Genomic DNA, 21,119 nt, shown 5'->3' on the forward strand with positions numbered 1-21,119 from the left:
CGGCCCTCGGCGGCGCCGACGAAGCGCATCTTGCCGAGCGGCACGTCGCCCGGGGCCTCGGGCGCGGGCCGCCGGGCGGGGCGGCTCCTGCCGCCGTCGCCGGGCAGCACGTAGGGCCGTCTGAGCACCTCGTCGAGGATGAACACGGTCTCGGTCGCCTTGACGGCCGGGATGTTGGCCAGCCGATCGGTCACCATGGCGTGCACCTCGGCGACGTCGGCCACGCGGACCTGGATCATCGCGTCGTGCTGACCGGTGGTGATCGCGCAGTACTCGACCTCCGGCATCCTGGCCAGCTCGGCCCTGAACTGGCGCCACATCTGCTGCCGCACGGTCACGAAGATGAGCGCGGTGATGCCGAGACCGGTCCTGACGTGGTCGATCTCGGCGGTGAAACGCTTGATCGCGCCGTCGGCACGCAGCGCCTCGAATCGGGTGTAGGCGTTCGCGCGGGAGATGCCGACCCGCTCGGCGAGCGCGGCGACGGAGATCCTGCCGTTCTCCCGCAGGACCTCAAGGATCTTCATATGGATGTCGTCCAGCTCGAGACCGATGCCGATCCGTCCAGGCTGAGCGCCGCCCATGCCACCATTTCTGGAAATTTCACTCATTGTTACCTCTCGCCCCTTTATATCCGTCTTGGTGACCGCACGGGGCCTGGACATTCTGCCGGACAATCCTCGGCATCCTCGTTCCGAACGTCCATCTGGAGGACTCACCATGGCGACCCGCTCGCAGACGGCGGCTGTGCTGCTCGCCGGTGCACTCGCCCTCGCCGCCTGCGGAAGCGGCGGCTCACAGGCCCCTGCCGCGCAGAGCGGCGGCAAGACGCTCGTCATCGACACGTCCTTCGACCTCAAGACGGCCGACCCCGGCCGCACCTACGAGCCGACCGGCCTCATCGTGGGCAAGGCCACGTACGAGACATTGCTCACCTTCGACGGCGGCGACGTGACCAAGCCGGTCCCGGCGCTGGCGGAGTCGTACGAGCTGTCGGAGGACGGCAAGGTCGTCACGCTCAAGCTCAAGCAGGGCGCGACCTTCGCCGACGGCGCCCCCGTCACGGCCGACGACGTGGTCTTCTCGCTGACCCGGGTGCGCGACATGAAGGGCACCCCGTCGTTCCTGCTCGACGGCGTCGAGATCGCCAAGACCGATGACTCGACGATCACGCTCACGTCGGAGAAGGCCAACGCGGCGCTGCCGTACATCCTGCCGAACCCGGCGCTCGGCATCCTCAACAGCAAGGTCGTCAAGGCCCAGGGCGGCACGGCCGACGCCCAGGACAAGGCCGAGCAGTACCTGAACGGCAACTCGGCGGGCTCGGGCCCGTACCAGATCGAGTCGTTCAACGTCAGCAGCCAGGTCGTGCTCAAGGCGAACCCCAAGTACTACGGCGCCAAGCCCGCCTACGACAAGGTCGTCATCCGCAACGTCGAGGCGGCCACGCAGAAGCTGAACGTCCAGCGCGGCGACAGCCAGATCGCCCTCAACCTGTCCGGCGACCAGGTGACGAACATGCCGGCGACGCTGCAGGTCAAGAAGACCGCCTCGGCCAACGTCATCTTCCTGCTGGCCAACCAGGACCCGGCGATCAGCAAGACCACCACGAACGCCAAGTTCGTCGAGGCCGTGCGCAAGGGCGTCGACTACGCGGGCCTGCTGGAGCTGGCCGGCGAGGGCTCGACGCGGGCGCCGGGCGTCATCCCGTCGCAGCTCCTCGGCGCGCTGCCGGCCGACCGGGCGCCGGCGCGCGACGTCGAGGGCGCCAAGAAGGCCCTCGCCGAGAGCGGCCTGTCCAACCCGAGCGTCAAGCTGGAGTTCCCCAGCGAGCTGACCGTGAACGGCCTGTCGTTCCAGCCGCTGGCCGAGCGCATCCAGGCCAACCTCAAGGAGGTCGGCATCACGGTGGACCTCCAGCCCGCGCCGGTGACGGTGGCGCTGGACAACTACCGCAACGGCAAGGAGGAGATGGGCCTGTGGTACTGGGGCCCTGACTACCCCGACCCCAACGACTACCTGGCGTTCCTGCCCGGCCAGACGGTCGGCGCGCGGGCCGGGTGGAAGACCGGCTCGGCCAAGGAGATCGAGGAGGCGGGCGAGAAGGCCGCCAAGGCGATCGGCGACGAGGCCCGCACCGCCGCCTACCACGAGGTCCAGGAGAAGCTGAACGCCTCCGGCCCGTTCGTGCCGCTCATCCAGCCGGGTCAGAACATCGTGACGGCCGCCTCGGTGACCGGCGTGGAGTACCACCCGGTGTGGACGGTCGACCTGGCCGACCTGGGCGCGAAGTAAGCCGATGGCCTGGACCATGCCGCCGCTGGCGCGGTTCCTCATCCGGCGGGTGCTCACCGCGATCCTGCTGGCCTGGGGCATCACGGTGGTGACGTTCGTGCTGACGAACCTGGTGCCCGGCGACCCGGTGGCGGCCAACCTGGGCCAGCGGGCCATGAACGACCCGGCCATCGTCGCGCAGTGGCGGGCCGAGCACGGCCTGGACAAGCCGCTGTGGGAGCAGTACTGGCTGCACCTCCAGGGCATGCTCCAGGGCGACCTGGGCACCAGCCAGCAGAGCCACCGGCCGGTCGCCCAGGACCTGGCCGAGTTCGTGCCGGCGACGCTGGAGCTCGCCGGCGCGGCCATCCTGGTGTCGCTGGTGCTCGGCGTGGCGTTCGGCGTGGTCGCCGCGCTGCGCCGCGACCGGCTGCCGGACCACGTGCTGCGCGTGCTGAGCCTGATCGGCATCTCGGTGCCGACGTTCTGGCTGGCGCTGGTGGCGTTCTACGTGTTCTTCTACCGGCTGCAGATCACGCCGGGCAGCGGCCGGGTCGACCCGGCGCTCGGCCTGGCGCCCGGCGTGACAGGGCTGCAGACGGTGGACGCGCTGATCGCCGGCCGGTGGGACGTGTTCGTCTCCGCCGTCGGCCACCTGGTCACGCCGGCGCTGGTGCTGGCGCTCTACACGATCGGGCTGCTGACCCGCTTCACCCGCTCGGCGGTGCTGGAGGTGCTGGGCCAGGACTACGTGCGCGCCGCCCGGGCCAAGGGCCTGCCGGGCCGCACGGTCCTGTTCCGGTACGTGCTCCGCTCGGCGCTGGTGCCGGTCATCACGGTGGCAGGGCTGGCGTTCGGCAGCCTGCTGTCGGGGACGGTGCTGGTGGAGGCGATCTTCGCCTGGCCGGGCATCGGCCAGTACGCCTACAAGAGCGCCACCACGCTCGACCTGCCCGCCGTCATGGGCGTCGGGTTCGTGGTGGGCGTGGTCTACCTCGTCATCAACCTGATCGTGGACGTGCTGTACGGCGTGATCGACCCCCGAGTGAGGCTGCAATGAGACGGGACCCGCTGGCCCGCAAGGGGCTGCTGCGGCGCCTGCCCGAGGCCTGGCGGCAGCCGCTGGCCGTCGTGGGCGTGGTGATCGCGCTCGCCTGGCTGGTGATCGCCCTGGCGGCGCCGCTGCTGGCGCCGCACGACCCGCTCGCCCAGGAACTCCCCCGGCTGGCCCCGCCCGGCCCTGACCACTGGTTCGGGACCGACCAGCTCGGGCGCGACATCCTGAGCCGGGTGCTGTACGGGGCGCGGGTGTCGATCCCGCTGACGCTGCTGCTGGTGGCGCTGTCGGTGCTGGTCGGCGGCCTCCTCGGCGCCTGCGCCGGATATTTCGGCAAATGGGTGGACGAGACGATCATGCGGGTCGCGGACCTGGTGTTCGCGTTCCCGACGGTCATCCTGGCCATGGTGGTCGCGGCGGCGCTCGGCGCGAGCCTCACCAACGCGGTGCTGGCCGTGCTCGTCGTCGCCTGGCCCGCCTACGCCCGCGTCACCCGCGGCCTGGTGCTCGGCGTGCGTGAGCGCGAGTTCGTGCTCAGCGGGCGGCTGCTCGGCTTCTCCGCGTGGCGCTCGCTGCGCGTGGACGTGCTCCCGAACGTGACCGGCCCCATCCTGGTGCTGGCCACGTTGGACATCGGCACCGCGCTGCTGCTGCTGTCGGGCCTGTCGTTCCTGGGGCTGGGCGCCAAGCCGCCGTCGCCCGAGTGGGGCTCGATGGTGGCCTCCGGCATGGAGGTGTTCGACAGCTGGTGGGTGGCGGCCTTCCCGGGCCTGGCCATCCTGACCGTGGTGCTGGCGTTCAACTTCCTCGGCGACACGCTGCGCGACGCCCTCGACCCCCGCACCGCCCGCGCCATCAAGGAGCGTGCCCTGTGACGCTGGACATCACCGGTCTGAAGGTGTCGATCGGCGGCAAGGAGGTGCTGCGCGGCGTCGACCTCACGCTCCAGGAGGGCCGGGTGCACGGCCTGGCCGGGGAGAGCGGCTCGGGCAAGACGATGACCGGGCTGGCCGTGCTCGGCCTGCTGCCGCACGGCTCGCGTACCTCGGGAAGCATCACGCTCGGCGGCCGGGAACTGCTCACGATGCCGCCCGCCGAGCTGAACAAGGTGCGCGGCGGCGAGGTCGCGATGGTCTTCCAGGACCCCGCGACGAGCCTGCACCCGATGCTCACGATCGGCAGGCAGCTCACCGAGCACATGCGCCACCACCTGGGCCTCGGCAAGCGGGAGGCGCGGGCCAGGGCCGTCGAGCTGCTCGGCAAGGTGCGCATCCCGGGCGCGGAGGAGGCCGTCGGGCGCTACCCGCACCAGTTCTCCGGCGGGATGCGGCAGCGCATCGCGATCGCGGTGGCGCTGGCCTGCTCGCCCCGGGTGCTCATCGCCGACGAGCCGACGACCGCGCTGGACGTGACCGTGCAGGCGGGCGTGCTGCGGCTGCTGCGCGGGCTCTGCGACGAGCTGGGCCTGGCGGTGCTGCTGGTCACGCACGACCTGGGCGTGATGTCGGCGGTCGCCGACGAGGTGAGCGTGATGAAGGACGGCCTGGTCGTCGAGACCGGGCCGCGGGGCCGGGTGCTGCGCGAGCCGTCGCACCCGTACACCCGATCCCTGCTGGATTCGCTGCCGGACGCGCAGATCGACGAGGGGGGCCGATGAGCCTGCTGACCATCGACGACCTGGTCGTCGAGCACCGCTCCCCCGGCCGGCCGGTGGTCCGCGCCGTGGCCGGGGCCAGCCTGGAGGTGCGCGCGGGCGAGGTCGTCGGCCTCGTCGGCGAGTCCGGCTGCGGCAAGTCCACGCTGGCCAGGGCCGTGTGCGGGCTGAACCCGATCACCTCGGGCGGCATCTCCTTCGAGGGCGAGGCCGTCACCCCGCTCGGGCTGCGGCGGCGCAGGCTGACCGGCATCCAGATGGTGTTCCAGGACCCGTACGCGTCGCTGAACCCGCGCCGCCGGGTCGGCGACCAGATCGCCGACGGGCTGCGCACCTCGGGCGACACCACCACCCGGCCCGCCGACCTGCTGGAACGCGTCGGGCTGCCGCGCGACTTCGAGCGGCGGCACCCGCACGAGTTCTCCGGCGGGCAGCGGCAGCGCATCGCGATCGCCCGGGCGCTGGCCGCCCGGCCGAGGCTGCTCATCGGCGACGAGCCGATCTCCGCGCTGGACGCCTCGGCGCAGGCGCAGGTCGCCACCCTCATGCGCGACCTGGCGGTGGAGTCGGGGGCGGGGCTGCTGTTCATCAGCCACGACCTGTCGGTGGTGCGGCTGATCGCCGACCGGATCGCGGTCATGTACCTGGGCCGGATCGTCGAGTCCGGCGACACCGCCGAGGTGTGGGCGAACCCCCGCCATCCCTACACGCGGGCGCTGCTGGAGGCGATCCCCGCGCCCGACGGCCTGGGCGTGCTGCCCGCCGAGCTGCCGGGCGACGTGCCGGACCCGGCGGACCCGCCGGCCGGCTGCCGCTTCCATCCGCGCTGCCCGCACGTGATGGACGTGTGCCGGGTCAAGGATCCCACGTTCGGCCCGGTGGCCTGCTGGCTGCACGCCGACGACGGCCCATCGGCCCCGGCGGCGGCCGGGCGGCCCGAGAAGGCGTGATACGGAGGCCGTGGTGACGGGCATTCCCGAAGACGCGGCGCGGCTGGCCCAGGTACGGGCCGCCATGACCGGATCCGAGATCGACGCCCTGGTGCTGCGGCCGTCGCCGGACTTCCGGTTCCTGGGCGGGCGCGGCGGGGCGTTCCTCGTGGTGACGGCGGACGCGGCCGTCGAGACCGCCGACCCCGCGCCGCACGTGCCCGCGGGGGCGCGGCGGGTGGGCGTGGACCCGGAGATGCGGGTGCGGGAGCTGTTCGGGCTGGCGATCGAGGCGGAGCTGGTCCCGGCGGCGGCCGTGCTGGCGCCGCTGCGGCTGCGCAAGCACCCGGCCGAGGTGGAGGCGGTCGCGGCGGCGGCCGGAGCGGCCGAGGCGGTGCTGGCGCAGGCGCGGGAGCTGGCCTGGTTCGGCGCGACCGAGCGGGAGATGGCCGCCCGGCTGCGGCTGCTGCTGCTGGAGGGCGGCTGCGAGGAGGCGCTGTCGGTGCGGGTGTCGGCGGGCGAGCACACCGCCAGGCCCGCGCACCTGCCGGGCGAGCGGGTGATCAATCCGGGGGACGCGCTGCTGGTGTCGGTGTGCGGGCGCTGGGACGGCTGGTGCGCGGAGGCCGCGCGGGTGTTCGCCGTCGCCGAGCCGCCCGAGGACTTCGAGGCCATGTACTCGGTGGTGATCGCCGCGCACCGCGCGGCCCTGGCGGCGGTACGGCCCGCCGCCCCGGCCGGGTCGGTGGCCGCCGCCGCCCGGGCGGTGATCGAGGGCAGCGGCTACGGCCACTTCGCCGCCCCGTCGGCCGGGCGGGGGCTCGGCCTGGGCCACGACGAGGGACCCCGGCTGCGGCCGGGCGAGGACACCGCGCTGGAGCCGGGGATGGTGCTCTGCGTCGAGCCGGCCATCTACGTGCCGGACCTGTTCGGCGCCCGGGTGGCGGACGTGGCGGCCTGCACGGCGCAGGGCGCGACGCTCCTGACGGCCGGCCCGCAGCCCCTGCTCGTCCTCGACCGCTGAGTCCCGGCGAGGTTCCCGGCTCCCATAGGACGGCTGGACGAAGGTCGGCGCGGTCTTGGTGCTCTGGCACGAATCCGTTCGGCCCCGCCGCGAAGTACGGTCGCGGTGACATCCGATCCAGGGAGAGGGCCGACAGCTTGATCGCCATCAGGGAGCTCCACGACATCGCGGAGTTCAAGCAGGTCATGGCGCTGTTCGAGGACATCTGGCAGTTCGAGCCGGCCGGCCGGCCGATCACCGTCGAGCTGATGCGGGCGCTGGCGCACGCGGGCAACTACGTGGCGGGCGCCTTCGACGGCGAGCGGCTGGCGGGCGCGTCGGTCGCGTTCTTCGGCGCGGGCGCGACGCTGCACTCGCACATCACCGGAGTGTCCCGGGCCCCGGGCACGGGTTTCGCGCTGAAGCTGCACCAGCGGCGCTGGGCCCTGGAGCGCGGCGTGGAGCGCATCACCTGGACGTTCGACCCGCTGGTGCGCCGCAACGCGCACTTCAACCTGGCCAAGCTGGGCGCCATGCCGCAGGAGTACCTGCCGGCCTTCTACGGGGTGATGGGCGACGCCATCAACCAGGGCGACGAGTCGGACCGGGTGCTGGCGGCGTGGCCGCTGACCGCGCCGCACGTGCGCGCGCTGGAGGGCGGCCGGGTGGCGCCGGCGCGGGTGCCGGCGGACGCGGTGGTGGCGCTGGCGGACGAGGGCGGCCGGCCGGTGCCCGGCCGGGCCGACGCGGCGACGGTGCTGGTGGCGGTGCCGGAGGACGTCGAGCGGTTGCGGGGCGCCGACCCGGGAACGGCCAAGGCGTGGCGGCACGCCGTACGGGACACGCTGGGCGAGATGCTGTCCGAGGGCCGCAAAGTCACGGGATTTCACAATAAATCGTTCTATGTAGTGGAGAGAGCGTGAAGATCACAGGAGTAGAGCTGCGCCGGATCGCGATGCCCCTGGTGGCGCCGTTCCGCACCTCGTTCGGCACCGAGACGGCCCGGGACGTGCTGCTGGTCCGGGTGGTGACGCCGGAGGCCGAGGGCTGGGGCGAGTGCGTGGCCATGTCGGAGCCGCTCTACTCCTCCGAGTACGTCGACGGCGCGGCCGAGGTGATCCGCCGCTTCCTGCTGCCCGCGCTGCCCGCGACGCTGGACGCCCAGCCAGCCGGCCGGGCGATGGAGCACGTCAAGGGGCACCGGATGGCCAAGGCGGCCGTCGAGACCGCGGTGCTGGACGCGCAGCTCCGGGCGTCGGGCGAGTCGTTCGGCCAGTATCTCGGCGCGGCCCGCGACCGGGTGCCGTGCGGGGTGTCGGTCGGCATCATGGACTCGGTGCCGCAGCTCCTCGACGCGGTCGAGGGCTACCTGGACGAGGGCTACGTGCGGATCAAGCTCAAGATCGAGCCCGGCTGGGACGTGGAGCCGGTCCGCGCGGTGCGCGAGCGCTTCGGCGACGACCTGCTGCTCCAGGTCGACGCGAACGCCGCCTACACGCTCGTCGACGCCCGTCAGCTCGCCAGGCTGGACGACTTCGGGCTGCTGCTGATCGAGCAGCCGCTGGCCAACGACGACTTCGTCCAGCACGCCAAGCTCGCCAGGCAGCTGCGCACGCCGATCTGCCTGGACGAGTCGATCGAGTCGGCCGAGCACGCGGCGGCGGCGATCGCGCTCGGCTCCTGCTCGATCATCAACGTCAAGCCGGGCCGGATCGGCGGCTACCTGGAGGCCCGCCGCATCCACGACCTGTGCCGGGCCAACGGCGTCGCCGTGTGGTGCGGCGGCATGCTGGAGACCGGGCTGGGCCGGGCCGCGAACGTGGCGCTGGCCGCGCTGCCCGGCTTCACGCTGCCGGGCGACACCTCCGGCTCGCGCCGCTACTACGCCACGGACGTCACCGAGCCGTTCGAGCTGCGTGACGGCCACCTGGACGTGCCGACCGGCCCCGGCCTGGGCGTGGAGCCGGTCCCGGCGATCCTGGACGAGGTCACCACGGCCACGGAGTGGATCCCGCTGTAGCGAGACGGCGGTAGTACGGCGGCAGGGCCGCCTTCCGGTGCGAAGGCGGCCCTGCCCGCTTCGCGGGCTCAGCGGCGCAGGCGGGGCACCGCCTCCAGGAGGGTGCGGGTGTAGTCCTGGCCGGGCGAGCCGACGACGTCCTCGGTGGGGCCGTGCTCGACGAGCCGGCCCCGGTGCATGACGGCGACCTCGTCGCACACGTACCGGACCACGGCCAGGTTGTGCGAGATGAACAGGATCGGCAGGCCGAGCCGGTCGCGCAGCGAGCGGACCAGGTTGAGCACCGCGCCCTGGACGGAGACGTCCAGGGCGCTGGTGATCTCGTCGGCCACCAGCAGGTCGGGCTCGGCGCCGAGGGCGCGGGCGATGGCGACGCGCTGCCGCTGGCCGCCCGACAGCTCGCGCGGGTAGCGGCCGGCCGCCTCGGCGGGCAGCGACACCAGGCCGAGCAGCCGTTCCACCTCGGCGGCCCTGGCCTGCCTGGGCATCCGCAGCAGCGCTTCGGCGACCGACTCGCCCACGCGCATGCGCGGGTCGAGGGAGGCGTACGGGTCCTGGAAGACCATCTGGACACGGGAGGCGCCGGTGACGCGCCCGGTGTGCGGGACGAGCCCGCACACGGCCTTGGCCAGCGACGACTTGCCGCTGCCCGACTCGCCGACGAGGCCGACGATGCGGCCGGGCGGCACCTCCAGGGTGACGGAGTCGACCGCGGTGAACGCGCCGAAGCGCACGGTCAGGCCGTCGATGTGCATGTGACCTCCCAGCAGGCGACCCGGTGGGCGGGGCCGTGCTCGACGAGCGGGGGGCGCCCGGCCGCGCACGCGTCGGTGGCGAGCGGGCAGCGGGGGGCGAACGCGCACCCGTCGCCGACCTCGGCGGGGGCGGGCTGGCGGCCGGGGATGCTGGCCAGCGGCAGCGACCGGTCGGTGTCCATGTCGGGCAGCGAGGCGATCAGCGCCCGCGTGTAGGGATGGGCGCCGTCGGTGAGCCGGTCGGCGGGCAGTTCCTCGACGACGCGGCCGGCGTACATGACGACGACGCGGTCGCACAGCTCGCCGACGACGGCGATGTCGTGGGAGATGAACAGCACGGCCGAGCCGGTCTCCTCGGTGACCTCGCGCAGCAGCCGCAGGATCTGCCGCTGCACGGTGACGTCGAGCGCGGTCGTGGGCTCGTCGGCGATGATCAGGCGGGGCGTGCCCATGAGGCCCATGGCGATGACGGCGCGCTGGCGCATGCCGCCGGACAGCTCGTGCGGGTGCCTGCGGGCCTGGCGTCCGGGCTCGGGCAGGTGCACGTGGCCGAGCCGGTCGACGGCGCGGGCGCGGGCCTCGGCGCGGGTGGCGCCCTGGTGGACGACGGCGACCTCGGCGAGCTGGCCGCCGACCTTGAGCGCGGGGTTGAGCGAGGCCATCGGGTCCTGGAAGACCATGGCGAGCGAGGTGCCGAGCTCCTTACGGCTGAGGCCGGCCACGTCGCGGCCGTCCAGCCGCAGCCGGGCGTGGCCGACGACGCCGGGGTAGGGGACGAGGCCGCCGATGGCGGCGGCGGTGAGCGACTTGCCGCTGCCGGACTCGCCGACCAGGCCGACGATCTCGCCGGGGGCGGCGCTCAGCGACACGCCGCGCACGGGCGTGACGCCGCCGGGGAAGGTGACGGTCAGGTCCCGCACGTCGAGCACGGCGCCCGGCTCGGGCTCGCCGGGGTCGGCGCTCTCGGGCGCCACGGCCTTCGTCCGGGGCGCGGAGGTGCGCGCGGCGCCTCTGGCCAGGGCGTCGCCGAGCAGGTTGAAGCCGATGCCGGCCAGCGCGACGGCCAGCGCGGGCCCGAGCGCGACCTCCGGCGTGACGTAGATGCGGCCGAACCCGTCGAACAGCAGCCGTCCCCAGTCGAACGAGGGCGGCTGCACGCCCAGGCCGAGGAACGACATGCCGGCCAGGCCGAGCAGCGCGCCGCCGAGCGCCTGGGTGAGGTGGAGGATGAGCGGTTCGGCGATGTTGGGCAGCACGTGCCTGGCCAGGATGCGGCGGCGCGGCACGCCGAGCATGCGGGCGGCCGAGACGTAGTCGGCCCCGGCGACGGAGGCGGCGAGCGTCTGGGTGAGGCGGGCGAAGCCGGGCGCGATGGCGGCGCCGATGCCGAGGACCGCGCCGCGCGCGCCGAGCCCGGCGACGACCGCGGTGAACATGGCCAGCAGCAGCCCGGGGAAGGCGACGAGCGCGTTGACGGCGCCGGTGACCAGGCGGGCGGGGCGGGCGGGCAGCACCGACGGCAGCGCGCCGAGCACGATCCCGGCGGTGGCGCCGATGAGGGCGGCGGCCAGCGCGAGCAGCAGCGAGTAGCGGCCGGCGACGAGCACCCGGGCGAGCAGGTCGCGGCCGAGGTTGTCGGTGCCGAGCGGGTGGGCGGCCGAGGAGCCCTGGAGGATGGCGCCGGCGTCGATGTGCTCGGCGGCCTCCCCCCAGATGGGCGGCCCGATGACGGCCAGCACCACCATGGCGGCGACCAGGACGGCGCCCGCGACGGCCGCGGGGGTGCGGAACATCACGACTCCTTGATCGAAGAGGTCGGGTCGAGGACGCCGAGCGCCAGGTCGACGAGGAGGTTGACGAGCAGCACGATCGCGCCGTAGACGAGGATGACGCCCTGGGCGACCGGGTAGTCCTTCTGCGTGATCGACTCGACGATCTTCATGCCGAGGCCGGGCCAGGCGAAGACGTACTCGACGAGCACGCTGCCGGCGATGAGCGCGCTCAGCATCAGGCCGCCGAGCGTGAGGGTGGCGGTGAGCGTGTTGGGCAGCACGTGCCGCAGGTGCAGCCGGGCGGCCGGCAGCCGTTTGGCCCGGGCCAGGCGGACGTAGTCGGTGCCGAGCGCGCGCAGCGTCTCGACCCTGGCGATGCGCGCGATCGTGGCGGTGGGGCCGATGGCCAGCGCGAGCACGGGCAGCACGTACGAGACGGCGCCCTCCTTCCCGGCGGGCGGCAGCACGCCGAGGCCGATGGCGAAGACGGTGACGAGGGCGATCGCGTACAGGAACTCGGGGACGGCGACGGCGGTGCCGGTCACCGAGCCGAACGCGGCCTCGGTGCCGCGGTTGCGGCCGTTCTCGGTGCGGACGGCCGCCCACATGCCGAGCGGCACCGCGGCCAGCAGCGCGACCGCGGTGGCGATCAGCGCCAGGCCCACCGTGTTCGGCAGGCGGGTGGCGATCACCTCGGCGACGGGCTCGCCGGTGAGGAACGAGGTGCCGAGGTCGCCGGAGAACAACCCGGCGACGTAGGCGGCGAACTGGGCGGGCAGCGGCTGGTCGAGGCCGAGCGCGGCCCGGCGGGCCTCGATCAGCTCGACCGGGGCGGCCGGGCCGAGCGAGGCCCGCACGGGGTCGCCGGGGATCAGGTGGATCATCGCGAACGCGGCCACGACGAGCACCGCGAGCGACACGGCGAACCGGACGAGCCTCCTCAGCACAAGGCGTGACACTCAGGTCCCCGTGACGCGGATCGACGTGGGCACCAGCGCCCCGGCATCGAAGGCGAACGTGGCGCCCTTGGTGGCGACGAGCAGCGTGTTCTCCACGACGGGCACGAGGTCGACGTTGTCGAACAGCGCGGACTCCGCCTCCAGCCACGACTTGCAGCCCTCGGCGCCGGGCACCGGCATGGCCTTGGCGACGAGCTCCTCGTAGCGGTCGTTGGACAGGTGCGCGAAGTTGGCGCCCTTGGGCGCGGCGGGGCCGGACAGGAACCCGATGAGCTGGGAGGGCAGGGTGACGGTGATCGGCAGCCAGACCACGTCCCAGTCCTGGGTGGCGTTGAGCGACTCCGACAGCTTGGTGTCCAGGACGCCGTTGAGCTTGACGTCGACGCCGATCTTCTTCCAGGCGGCGGCCATGTACTCGACGGCGGCCTGCACGCCGGGCCCGCGGGTGGTCGCGTACAGGACGCGCAGGCTCAGCTTGTCGCCGTCCTTCGCGCGGGTGCCGTCGGGGCCGGCCTTCCAGCCTGCGGCGTCGAGCGCGGCGGCGGCCGCGGCGGCGTCGAAGGCGGGCAGGTGGCCGGTGACGCTGTCGCCGGGGCAGGGGCGCGGGTCGATGACGAGCCCGGTGACGGGCCTGCCGGTGCCGCTGGAGGCGATGCCGGCCAGTTCCTGGAGGTTGAGCGCCTGGGTGAGTGCCTTGCGCACGGCCACGTCCTCGGTGGGCCGGCCGTCGCCCTGGTGGAAGAGGAACTGGCCGTTGCCGCCGGGCGGCGTGAGCTTGCCGAGGCCGGGCGTGGACTCCATGCGGGCGCGGTCGGGGCCGAAGAAGGTGGCGCCGTTGATGCTCCCGGCGACGAGCAGGTTGGCGGCGGTCTGCTCGTTCGGCACGACCTTGAGGACGACCTTGTCGGGCAGGTCCTTGCCGGTGGCACCGCCGGGCCCCCAGGCGTACTCGCGGCGCGGCTCGAAGGTGTAGTGGTCGCCGGGCGCGGCCTCGGTGAGCACGAACGGGCCGGAGCCGGAGGTGCCGCGGGCCAGCACGGACCGGTCCTCGACGCCCTTGCCGCAGACGATGAACAGGTTGCGGGTGGTCTCCAGGATGAACCCGTACGGCTCGGGCATGGACAGCGTGACGGTGCCCGCGGCGTCGTCGGCCTCGGCCTTCATCCCGGTGGGCAGCAGGACGCCGTAGACGGGCGACTTGGTGGCGGGGTCGGCGATGTGGTTGACGTTCGCGGCGACCTGGGCCGGGGTGAGCTTGGAGCCGTCGGAGCAGGTGACGTCCTTGCGCAGGGTGAAGGTGACGGAGTCGGGCTTCACCTCCCACTTCTCGGCCAGCCCGGGGATGATCTCCCCCTTCTCGCCGACGTTGACGAGCGTGTCGTAGGCGAAGACGAGCAACGAGTTCGTGGCCGACAGCACGGCGGTGGCGGGGTCGAGCACCCCGGGGTCGGCGGGGATGGCGAAGGTGAAGGTGCCGCCGCCCCCGGCGGGCGTGGTCTCGGGGGCGCCGCCGCAGGCGGTGGCGAACAGGGCCAGTGCGGCGGCCGCTGCTGCTTTTCTCATGGTGACTCCGGGAGTCTGGGGGTGATGCCTCACCCTGTCCGCTCACCGGCGCGCGTTCTTCGTTCCCTGCGACGAAATGTACGGGCGGCGTCGTGCTAGGGGCCGAAGATCCGCATCTGCAGCATGACGGTGAGCCGGGCGTCGGGGTCGGTCAGGTCGAGGCCGCTGATCTCGACGAGCCGCTTGAGCCGGTAGCGGAAGGTGTTGGTGTGCACGTGCACCCGGGCGGAGGCGGCGTTGACGTCGCCGAAGGCGTCGAGGTAGGCGCGCAGGGTGGCGACGAGCTCGCTGCCGTGCTCGCGGTCGTGGGCGAGCAGCCGCTGGTAGGGGCCGGTGGGGGTCTGCTCCTCGGCGTTGACCACGTCGGCGACCTGGAGCAGCAGCGACTCGAAGTGGACGTCGGCGTAGCCGGCGGCCTCGCCGGAGGCGCCGCGCGAGCGCAGCACGCGCAGCGCCCGGTCGGCGTCGGCGCGGGACCTGGCCACCTGGGCGAGCGTGCCGGCCAGCCGGCCGACGCCGACGTTGGCGGGGTGGCGCGGGCCGACCCTGGCCAGGAAGCTGCGCGCGATGCGGACGGCGCGGGCCTCCTCCTCGCCGCCGGGATTGAGCGGCAGGACGGCGTAGGCGACGGAGCCGACGAGCGCGGCGGCGGCCTTGGGGTGGATGGTGGCCACGTGCAGGGCGAGCGCGTCGCAGAAGCGCTGCCGGTCGCTCTCGCCGCGTGCCGGGTCGCCCTCGGGCTCGCCGGTGAGCTGGGCGGCCAGCACGCACAGCCGCTGGGTGGCGACGCCGAGCCGGCCCGCGGCCTCGGCGGCGTCGGCGCCGCCGGCGAGCACGGTGGACAGCAGGTCGGCGCGCAGGCGGCGCTGGGTGTCGGCGCCGGCCCGCTCGCGCAGCAGCCGCAGCGCGACGATCTTGGCGGCGTCGGCGAGCGCCCGCTGGCGCTGCTCGGTCAGCGGCTCGTGCACGGCCGCCCAGATCGAGCCGAGGATCTCGTCCCCGGACCGGACGGCGACGGCGGCCCGGTTGATGCTGTCGCCGGGCAGCTCCATGTAGATGGGGTCGCGGCTCTGGTAGAGCTGCTTGATCAGGCCGCGCTCGTCGAGCATGCGCTGGTAGCGCTCGGGCACCTGGCGGCCGAGCACGGTCTCGACGCGGCCGGGGTCGGCCTCGTCCTGGCGGCCGGAGTAGGCCAGCACCCGCGAGGAGCGGTCCTCGATCGTGACGGGCGCGTCGAGGAGCGCGCACACGGCGTTGGCCAGCGAGAACAGGTCGCCCTGCGCCTCCTCCCCCGCCTCGGCCAGGTCGCCCTCGGCCAGCAGCGAGCGCAGCAGCGCGGCGACCTGCGCCCAGGAGGCGGCCCGGGTGAGCCCGAGGACGGCGACCCCGGTCTCGGCGACCGCCGCCCGGACGCCGTCGTCCACGTCGACGGGCAGCTTGACCACCACGCCGGCCGCGGCCGGCACGGACTCCAGCAGCGCGCGGATGCCGGCCGCGCCGTGGATGCCGACGGCCAGCACGATCCCGCCCGGCGGCACGTGCGGCTCGTCGAGCGGGTCGTGGATGTGCACGCCGGTGACCTCGGCGTCGAGGTCGCCGGGCGCGGCGGCGACGTCGAGCACGGTGCTGCCGAGGTCGTCCAGGATCCGCCGCAGGCTGGCACGTGGGCGGGTGGTCATCCACACACCATAGGCGGCGTTCGTCATCGACCGCGCAACCGGTCCACCGCGTGGCGGGCGGCGCGGCCGATGGCGGCGTCGGCCTCCGGGTCGCGGCCGCCGAGACTGGTGGTGCGCAGGAAGACGGCGACGGCGTAGCGGCCCCCGTCGGGGTACTCCACGACGCCCGCCTCGTTGCGGATGCCCCACAGGGTGCCCGTCTTGCCGGAGACGCGCACCTCGTCGCCGAACCCGGCGGCCAGGCGGTGCGGCCAGATCTGGTTGCCCATGATCGTGCGCACCTCGGCGCACGCCTCGGGCGGGCCGGCCTCGTCCCGCCAGATGGCCGCCAGCAGCGCGGTCGTCTCGCGGGGCGTGCTGGACGTGGTGCGCTCCGGGTCGCGCACGGCCAGCGGCTCGATCCGCTCGCGCGGCATGCCGTCGGTGTCGATCGTGCCCAGCTCGGCCACCACCTGGGCGAACAGCTCGGCGCAGCCGCCGATCAGCCGGGTCCGGCGCAGGCCGAGACCGGCGAGCGTGGCGTGCACGCGGTCCAGGCCGACCCGGCGCAGCAGCACGTCCGTGGCGGCGTTGTCGCTCATCGTCAGCATGAAGTGGGCCAGGTCGCGCAGCGTGAGCGAGACGTCGTCGGCGCAGCCGGAGGTGCCGATGCCGCCGTCCTTGTCGGCGGCGGTGACGGTCAGCCGCTCGGTGCGCGACAGCTCGCCCGCCGCGGCCTGGCGGGCGTACTCCAGCGCCACCGCGATCTTGAACACGGAGGCGAGGACCACCGGCTCGTCCGGGTCGAGACCGAACTCGGCGTCGCCGTCGATGTCGCGGGCGTGCACGAAACCGCGCGCGCCCGCGAGCATCTCCCGCACCGCTCAGCTCACCTTGGGGGTCGCCCTGGCCCCCAGGTGCACGTACGGGGATCCGTCGGGGAGTTCGTAGAACACCGCGGACATCCAGTCGGGGTCGCCGTCGCGGCGGCCGACGAACGTGGTCGCGTCGACGGGGACCAGGCCGAGCTCGACCGGCTCCTGCAGCTCGGCGAGCGGGCCGGTGGCCTCGATGCGCAGCTGGAGGCCGCCCTCCCGCTCGCTGATCGTCATCCGGGCGCCGGCGCGCTCGTAGACGCCCGCGTAGCGGGACGCGTCGACCTCGACCGGCGTCGCGGGCGGGCCGAGCGTCGGCGGCACGGTGATGCCGTCGAGCTCGGCGAACAGCTCGGTGGCGACGGCGTGGGTGAACGCGCCGCTGTGGCCGCCGTTCGCCACGACCGCGACGACCGTGCCGGTGCTGGGCACCACCCACAGCATCGCGTGCTGGCCGATGGTGTTGCCGCCGTGCGAGATGACGCGGTGGCCGTCCCACTCGTCCAGGATCCAGCCGATGCCCCACTGCTTGCCGAGCGTGTGCGGGTTGGGGATGTCGATCTGCGGCTCCCACATGGCCTGCGGGTCGTCCAGCAGTCCGCCCTCCAGGTGGGCGCGGCCGAAGGCGACGACGTCGGCGGCGCGGGCGCAGATGAGCCCGGCAGGTCCGGCGGAGCGCATCAGCCCCCACACCGGGGCGACCTTGCCGCCCTCGACGTGGCCGATGGCGGCCCGGTGGCGCAGCACGTCCTCGGGGAGCGTGCAGGTGTGGGTGAGGCCGAGCGGCTCGATGATCCGCTCGCGCAGCACGGCGTCCCACACCTTGCCGTCGAGCTTCTCCAGGATGCGCCCGGCGACGGTGAACCCGGAGTTGCAGTAGGACTGGGTGACGCCGAGCGGGTGGTTCTGCACCAGGTCGGCGCAGGCCTCGACGTAGCGTTCCACGCAGTCGTCGCCCCGGCCGGTGTCGAGGAACAGGTCGCCGTCGATGCCGCTGGTGTGCGACAGCAGGTGGCGGATCGTGACCGTCTTGGTCACCTCGGCGTCGGCGACGCGGAACTCGGGCAGCACCTCGGCGACGGGCGTGTCGAGGGTGAAGGCGCCCGCCTCGACGTGCTGCATGAGCATCGTCGCGGTCCACACCTTGGTGACCGAGCCGATCTGGAAGAGCGAGTCGGGGGTCGCCTCCACGCCGGTGTCCGCGTTGAGCACGCCGGCGGCGAACTCGTGGACCTGGCCGTCGTGCAGGTAGGCGAGGGCCGCGCCGGGCACCTCGTACTGGGTGATCAGCTCGGCGAACCGGTGACCCATTGCTCCAGCCACGCGATGATCCTCTCGTTGTAGTCCAGGCGGTGTGAGGGGCGTCCGTTGAGAATGAACAGGTGGGAGGCGTTCGGGTAGCGCACCATGCGTACGGGGACGTTCCGCTCGCGCAGCGCGCCGAACCACTGCTCGGCCTGGCTCACCGGGCATCGGTCGTCGGCGTCTCCGTGGAGGATCAGGGTGGGGGCCGTCACGTCGCTCACGTGGGTGAACGGGGACTGGGCGACGACATCACCTCCACATTCAAAGGTTTTCAGGAAATATCCCATATCGGAGGTTCCTGCCATGCTGACCAGATCGGTCACGGCTCCGCCGGGGATGGCGGCCCTGAACCTGCCGGTGCGCGCCGACAGCCAGCACGTCATGTAGCCGCCGTAGCTGTAGCCGGTGACGGCCTGCCGCTCCGGGTCGGCGATCCCGTCGGCGATCAGGTCGTCGAGCGGGCCGAGGAAGTCCTGCTCGTCGGCCAGCCCCCAGGCCCCGGCCGCCGCCGTGTAGAACGCCTCGCCGTACCCGTCGCTGGCGCGCGGGTTCATGGTGAGGACCGTCCAGCCGTTCGCGGCGAGCACCTGGTGGTAGAGGTGCGCGCCGTCGAAGACGGGCGCCCACGCGTTGTGCGGCCCGCCGTGCACGTCGAGCAGCACCGGGCCCGGCCCGTCCCGCGTCTCGTCCCGCAGCACGAAGCCCTCGACCGGCGTCCCGTCGGCCGCGGTGAACGTGCGCCGCACCGGCTCGAACAGCTCCACCCCGTCCAGGGCGTACGCGGTGAGCGGCCTGCCGGGCAGCGTCCGGCACGGCTCGTCCGCAGGGAGGCCGGCCAGGTACACGTCCCCGGCGCTGCGCGGCGTCGACGCCACGTACGCCATCACGCCCCCGGCGACGCTCGCACCCGACACCACCGCGTCGCCGCCGGCGACCTTCACGGCCGCTCCCCCGCCCGCCGGCAGCGCGTACAGGTGGGTGCAGCCCGCGTCGCGCGCCGCGAACAGCAGCCGGTCGCCCGCGAGCTGCGGCGCCGCGCCCGGGTAGCCGGGGGCGCCCACCATGACGTTGCGGTCGAGCCCGGTCTCCAGCTCCTCGGCCCCGCCCTCGCCGACCGTGTACAGCCGCGTGTGGGCGACCGGCCCGCGCATCCCCGCCACGACCAGCCGCTCGCCGAGCCACCACACGCCCACGGCGATCATCTCGGGCCCGGTGAGCCGCTTGGGCTCGCCGCCCGCCGCCTCGACCGTGTAGACGGAGCTCGACAGGTCGAGGTCGCCGTCGGGCTCCATCCCGGCGGTGAACAAGAGCCGCTCCCCGTCCGGCGACCACGCCGGCTGGCCCGCGTGGAAGCCGCCCTCGGTCAGCCGCACCGGCTCGCCGCCGTCCTGCCCCGCTGCCACGACGAACACGTGCGTGGTGACCCCGCGCAGCAGCCCGGCGCCGTCGGCCTTGTAGTCCAGCCGGTCGGCCACCACCGGGGCGTGCGGGTCGACGTCGCCGTGCGGGCCGGCGTACGCGATCCTGGTGCCGTCGGGCGACCACACCGGCGCGCCCGCGCCCAGCGGCGCGGACGTCAGCGCGACCGGCTCGCCGCCGTCCATCGGCAGCAGGCAGATCTGCGGCGGCCCGCCGTCGGCGCGCAGGTACGCCAGCGTGCGCCCGTCCGGCGACCAGCGCGGGCACGAGCCCTCGGCCAGCCGCCGGGGCTCCGCGCCGGGCGCGGCGAGCCAGATCTCGGCACGGTTCTCGTCCGGCTCGCGCCGGGAGGTGGTCAGGGTGTACGCGACCGCGGAGCCGTCGGGCCGCGTCTGGGGATCGGACGGTACGGCGATGCGGAACAGGTCGTCCAGCGTGAGGCGGGGCATGAGGCGAACGCTAGGCCAGCGCCGCCCCGCGTTCTTCGGTCTGCACGACGAAGGCGAGCTCCGACCTTGTACGGCGGGCCAAAGGGAATATCCCGTTGCCCGGGAACGCTCACTCCCTCACCATGGTCACCATGATCCGGCACGCCCTCCTGACGACGCCCCGCACCGCGGGCGCGTCCGGGCTTGCCTGCGACGGCCTGGAGCGCTGACCTCTTCCCGTATGTCCCGAGTGTGACCCGGCGGGGGGAGGTAGCGGCCCGTACGGGTCACCACGGATTCCAGGCGTGATCACCAAGGTGCTCGCCGAGCGGGGCCAGGCGACGTACACGCCGTTCGAGCGGATCGACCGGACCCCGGAGGAGCACTCCCGGGGCATCACGATCAACATCTCGCACGTCGAGTACGAGACCGCGACCCGGCACTACGCGCACGTGGACATGCCCGGGCACGCCGACTACGTGAAGAACATGATCACGGGGGCGGCGCAGCTCGACGGCGCCATCCTCGTCGTGTCCGCGCGTGACGGCATCATGCCGCAGACCAGGGAGCACGTGCTGCTCGCCCGGCGCGTCGGCGTCGAGCACCTGGTCGTCGCGGTCAACAAGGCCGACGGCGCCGACCCGGAGCTCACCGACCTCGTCGAGCTGGAGCTGCAGGACCTGCTCGGCGAGCACGGCTACCGCGGCACCCCGATGGTGCGGGTGTCCGGGCTGCGCGCGCTGGAGGGCGACCCGTACTGGACGGCGTCCGTCGAGGCGCTGCTCCAGGCCGTCGACGACCACGTGCCCGTCCCGGTGCGTTACGTGGACGCGCCGTTCCTCATGCCGGTGGAGAACGTCCTGACCATCACCGGCCGGGGCACGGTCGTCACCGGCGCCATCGAGCGCGGCGCCGTGCGCGTCGGCGACACCGTCGAGGCCGTCGGGCTCGGCGGCGAGCTGACGGCCGTGGTGACCGGCGTCGAGACGTTCGGGCGGACGATGGAGCGGGGCGAGGCGGGCGACAACGCCGCCGTGCTGCTGCGCGGCGTCCGGCGCGAGCAGGTGCGGCGCGGCATGGTGCTGGCGGCCCCCGGCCACCAGCGGGCGCACCGCACGTTCACCGCCCGCGTCCACCTGCTCACGGCGGACGAGGGCGGGCGGCGCACGGCCGTCGCGCCGGGCTACCGGCCGCAGTTCTACCTGCGCACGACCGACGTGCCGGGCGAGCTGCTGCTGCCCGGGCCCGTCCGGCCGGGCGACACGGTGGACGTCAGGGTCGAGCTCGGCAAGCCGGTCGCGCTCGACCCGGGGCTCGGCTTCGCCATCCGCGAGGGCGGCCTCACGGTCGGCGCCGGCACCGTCCTCACGGTGGACGACTGACCCTCCCGCCGCCACCACGGGACGCCCCCAGCGAGGACCGCCCGGCACCGGGCCGGAGATCGGAAG

Annotated in this window: 18 protein-coding genes; 9 read left to right on the forward strand and 9 right to left on the reverse strand. The window is 73.8% G+C overall.

The window, feature by feature from the left end; all coding sequences use genetic code 11:
* The coding region (locus tag KME80_RS44365; RefSeq protein ID WP_246646767.1) for an Lrp/AsnC family transcriptional regulator at nt 1–527 on the reverse strand (527 nt) is incomplete at its 3' end.
* A gap of 193 nt (nt 528–720) precedes the next feature.
* Between KME80_RS44365 and KME80_RS44370 the strand changes: the two genes are divergently transcribed.
* The 8 genes from KME80_RS44370 to menC all read left to right on the forward strand — a co-directional run bounded on the left by KME80_RS44370 (nt 721) and on the right by menC (nt 8,937).
* The gene (locus KME80_RS44370; RefSeq protein ID WP_219517719.1) at nt 721–2,295 is read left to right on the forward strand and encodes an ABC transporter substrate-binding protein; all 1,575 of its coding nucleotides are present in this window, start codon (nt 721–723) and stop codon (nt 2,293–2,295) included.
* Nucleotides 2,296–2,299: 4 nt separating this feature from the next.
* Nucleotides 2,300–3,334 carry an ABC transporter permease gene (locus tag KME80_RS44375; RefSeq protein ID WP_219517720.1) on the forward strand — a complete coding sequence of 345 codons (1,035 nt, stop codon included), beginning with the start codon at nt 2,300–2,302 and terminating at the stop codon, nt 3,332–3,334.
* Nucleotides 3,331–4,206 (forward strand): ABC transporter permease, encoded by an 876-nt coding sequence (locus KME80_RS44380; RefSeq protein WP_246646768.1) that lies wholly within the window; start codon nt 3,331–3,333, stop codon nt 4,204–4,206. The genes KME80_RS44375 and KME80_RS44380 overlap by 4 nt, the downstream gene beginning before the upstream one ends.
* Complete coding sequence (locus KME80_RS44385; RefSeq protein WP_219517722.1) at nt 4,203–4,988, forward strand: ABC transporter ATP-binding protein; 786 nt, start codon at nt 4,203–4,205, stop codon at nt 4,986–4,988. The genes KME80_RS44380 and KME80_RS44385 overlap by 4 nt, the downstream gene beginning before the upstream one ends.
* Nucleotides 4,985–5,935, forward strand: coding sequence for an ABC transporter ATP-binding protein (locus KME80_RS44390; RefSeq protein ID WP_219517723.1), 951 nt, complete (start codon nt 4,985–4,987; stop codon nt 5,933–5,935). Before KME80_RS44385 ends, KME80_RS44390 begins: the two co-directional genes overlap by 4 nt.
* 13 nt (nt 5,936–5,948) lie before the next feature.
* Nucleotides 5,949–6,938 carry a M24 family metallopeptidase gene (locus KME80_RS44395; RefSeq protein WP_308126186.1) on the forward strand — a complete coding sequence of 330 codons (990 nt, stop codon included), beginning with the start codon at nt 5,949–5,951 and terminating at the stop codon, nt 6,936–6,938.
* Nucleotides 6,939–7,075: 137 nt separating this feature from the next.
* On the forward strand, nt 7,076–7,840 hold the full coding sequence (locus KME80_RS44400; protein WP_219517724.1) for a GNAT family N-acetyltransferase: 765 nt from the start codon (nt 7,076–7,078) through the stop codon (nt 7,838–7,840).
* On the forward strand, nt 7,837–8,937 hold the full coding sequence (gene menC / locus KME80_RS44405) for an o-succinylbenzoate synthase (RefSeq protein ID WP_219517725.1): 1,101 nt from the start codon (nt 7,837–7,839) through the stop codon (nt 8,935–8,937). Before KME80_RS44400 ends, menC begins: the two co-directional genes overlap by 4 nt.
* A gap of 68 nt (nt 8,938–9,005) precedes the next feature.
* Here the strand turns inward: menC and KME80_RS44410 are convergent, their stop codons facing one another.
* The 8 genes from KME80_RS44410 to KME80_RS44445 form a co-directional block, all read right to left on the reverse strand.
* Nucleotides 9,006–9,692, reverse strand: coding sequence for an ABC transporter ATP-binding protein (locus tag KME80_RS44410; protein WP_219517726.1), 687 nt, complete (start codon nt 9,690–9,692; stop codon nt 9,006–9,008).
* Nucleotides 9,674–11,485, reverse strand: a complete 1,812-nt coding sequence (locus KME80_RS44415; protein WP_219517727.1) for a dipeptide/oligopeptide/nickel ABC transporter permease/ATP-binding protein — start codon at nt 11,483–11,485, stop codon at nt 9,674–9,676. Before KME80_RS44415 ends, KME80_RS44410 begins: the two co-directional genes overlap by 19 nt.
* Nucleotides 11,485–12,423, reverse strand: coding sequence for an ABC transporter permease (locus tag KME80_RS44420; protein ID WP_219517728.1), 939 nt, complete (start codon nt 12,421–12,423; stop codon nt 11,485–11,487). Before KME80_RS44420 ends, KME80_RS44415 begins: the two co-directional genes overlap by 1 nt.
* Nucleotides 12,424–13,986, reverse strand: coding sequence for an ABC transporter substrate-binding protein (locus tag KME80_RS44425; protein ID WP_219517729.1), 1,563 nt, complete (start codon nt 13,984–13,986; stop codon nt 12,424–12,426).
* 95 nt (nt 13,987–14,081) lie between these two features.
* Nucleotides 14,082–15,665, reverse strand: coding sequence for a PucR family transcriptional regulator (locus KME80_RS44430; protein ID WP_246646769.1), 1,584 nt, complete (start codon nt 15,663–15,665; stop codon nt 14,082–14,084).
* A gap of 23 nt (nt 15,666–15,688) precedes the next feature.
* Nucleotides 15,689–16,516 carry a serine hydrolase gene (locus KME80_RS44435; RefSeq protein WP_219517738.1) on the reverse strand — a complete coding sequence of 276 codons (828 nt, stop codon included), beginning with the start codon at nt 16,514–16,516 and terminating at the stop codon, nt 15,689–15,691.
* Nucleotides 16,517–16,528: 12 nt separating this feature from the next.
* On the reverse strand, nt 16,529–17,842 hold the full coding sequence (locus tag KME80_RS44440) for a serine hydrolase (RefSeq protein WP_308126187.1): 1,314 nt from the start codon (nt 17,840–17,842) through the stop codon (nt 16,529–16,531).
* On the reverse strand, nt 17,806–19,692 hold the full coding sequence (locus KME80_RS44445; RefSeq protein WP_219517733.1) for a S9 family peptidase: 1,887 nt from the start codon (nt 19,690–19,692) through the stop codon (nt 17,806–17,808). The genes KME80_RS44440 and KME80_RS44445 overlap by 37 nt, the downstream gene beginning before the upstream one ends.
* A 284-nt stretch (nt 19,693–19,976) precedes the next feature.
* Here KME80_RS44445 and KME80_RS44450 point away from each other — a divergent pair, with 284 nt between their 5' ends.
* The gene (locus KME80_RS44450) at nt 19,977–21,053 is read left to right on the forward strand and encodes an elongation factor Tu (protein ID WP_308126188.1); all 1,077 of its coding nucleotides are present in this window, start codon (nt 19,977–19,979) and stop codon (nt 21,051–21,053) included.
* Nucleotides 21,054–21,119 lie beyond the last annotated feature (66 nt).

Origin of the sequence: Nonomuraea ceibae, assembly GCF_019396325.1 — a bacterium.
Classification (GTDB): domain Bacteria; phylum Actinomycetota; class Actinomycetes; order Streptosporangiales; family Streptosporangiaceae; genus Nonomuraea; species Nonomuraea ceibae.

Bases quoted from the DNA above. Each gene is read 5' to 3' on its own strand.
- KME80_RS44380 (WP_246646768.1), top strand. From the start codon at position 3,331: ATGAGACGGGACCCGCTGGCCCGCAAGGGGCTGCTGCGGCGCCTGCCC.
- KME80_RS44430 (WP_246646769.1), bottom strand. From the start codon at position 15,665: ATGACCACCCGCCCACGTGCCAGCCTGCGGCGGATCCTGGACGACCTC.
- KME80_RS44415 (WP_219517727.1), bottom strand. From the start codon at position 11,485: ATGTTCCGCACCCCCGCGGCCGTCGCGGGCGCCGTCCTGGTCGCCGCC.
- KME80_RS44410 (WP_219517726.1), bottom strand. From the start codon at position 9,692: ATGCACATCGACGGCCTGACCGTGCGCTTCGGCGCGTTCACCGCGGTC.
- KME80_RS44375 (WP_219517720.1), top strand. From the start codon at position 2,300: ATGGCCTGGACCATGCCGCCGCTGGCGCGGTTCCTCATCCGGCGGGTG.
- KME80_RS44425 (WP_219517729.1), bottom strand. From the start codon at position 13,986: ATGAGAAAAGCAGCAGCGGCCGCCGCACTGGCCCTGTTCGCCACCGCC.
- KME80_RS44390 (WP_219517723.1), top strand. From the start codon at position 4,985: ATGAGCCTGCTGACCATCGACGACCTGGTCGTCGAGCACCGCTCCCCC.
- KME80_RS44445 (WP_219517733.1), bottom strand. From the start codon at position 19,692: ATGCCCCGCCTCACGCTGGACGACCTGTTCCGCATCGCCGTACCGTCC.
- KME80_RS44370 (WP_219517719.1), top strand. From the start codon at position 721: ATGGCGACCCGCTCGCAGACGGCGGCTGTGCTGCTCGCCGGTGCACTC.
- KME80_RS44435 (WP_219517738.1), bottom strand. From the start codon at position 16,516: ATGCTCGCGGGCGCGCGCGGTTTCGTGCACGCCCGCGACATCGACGGC.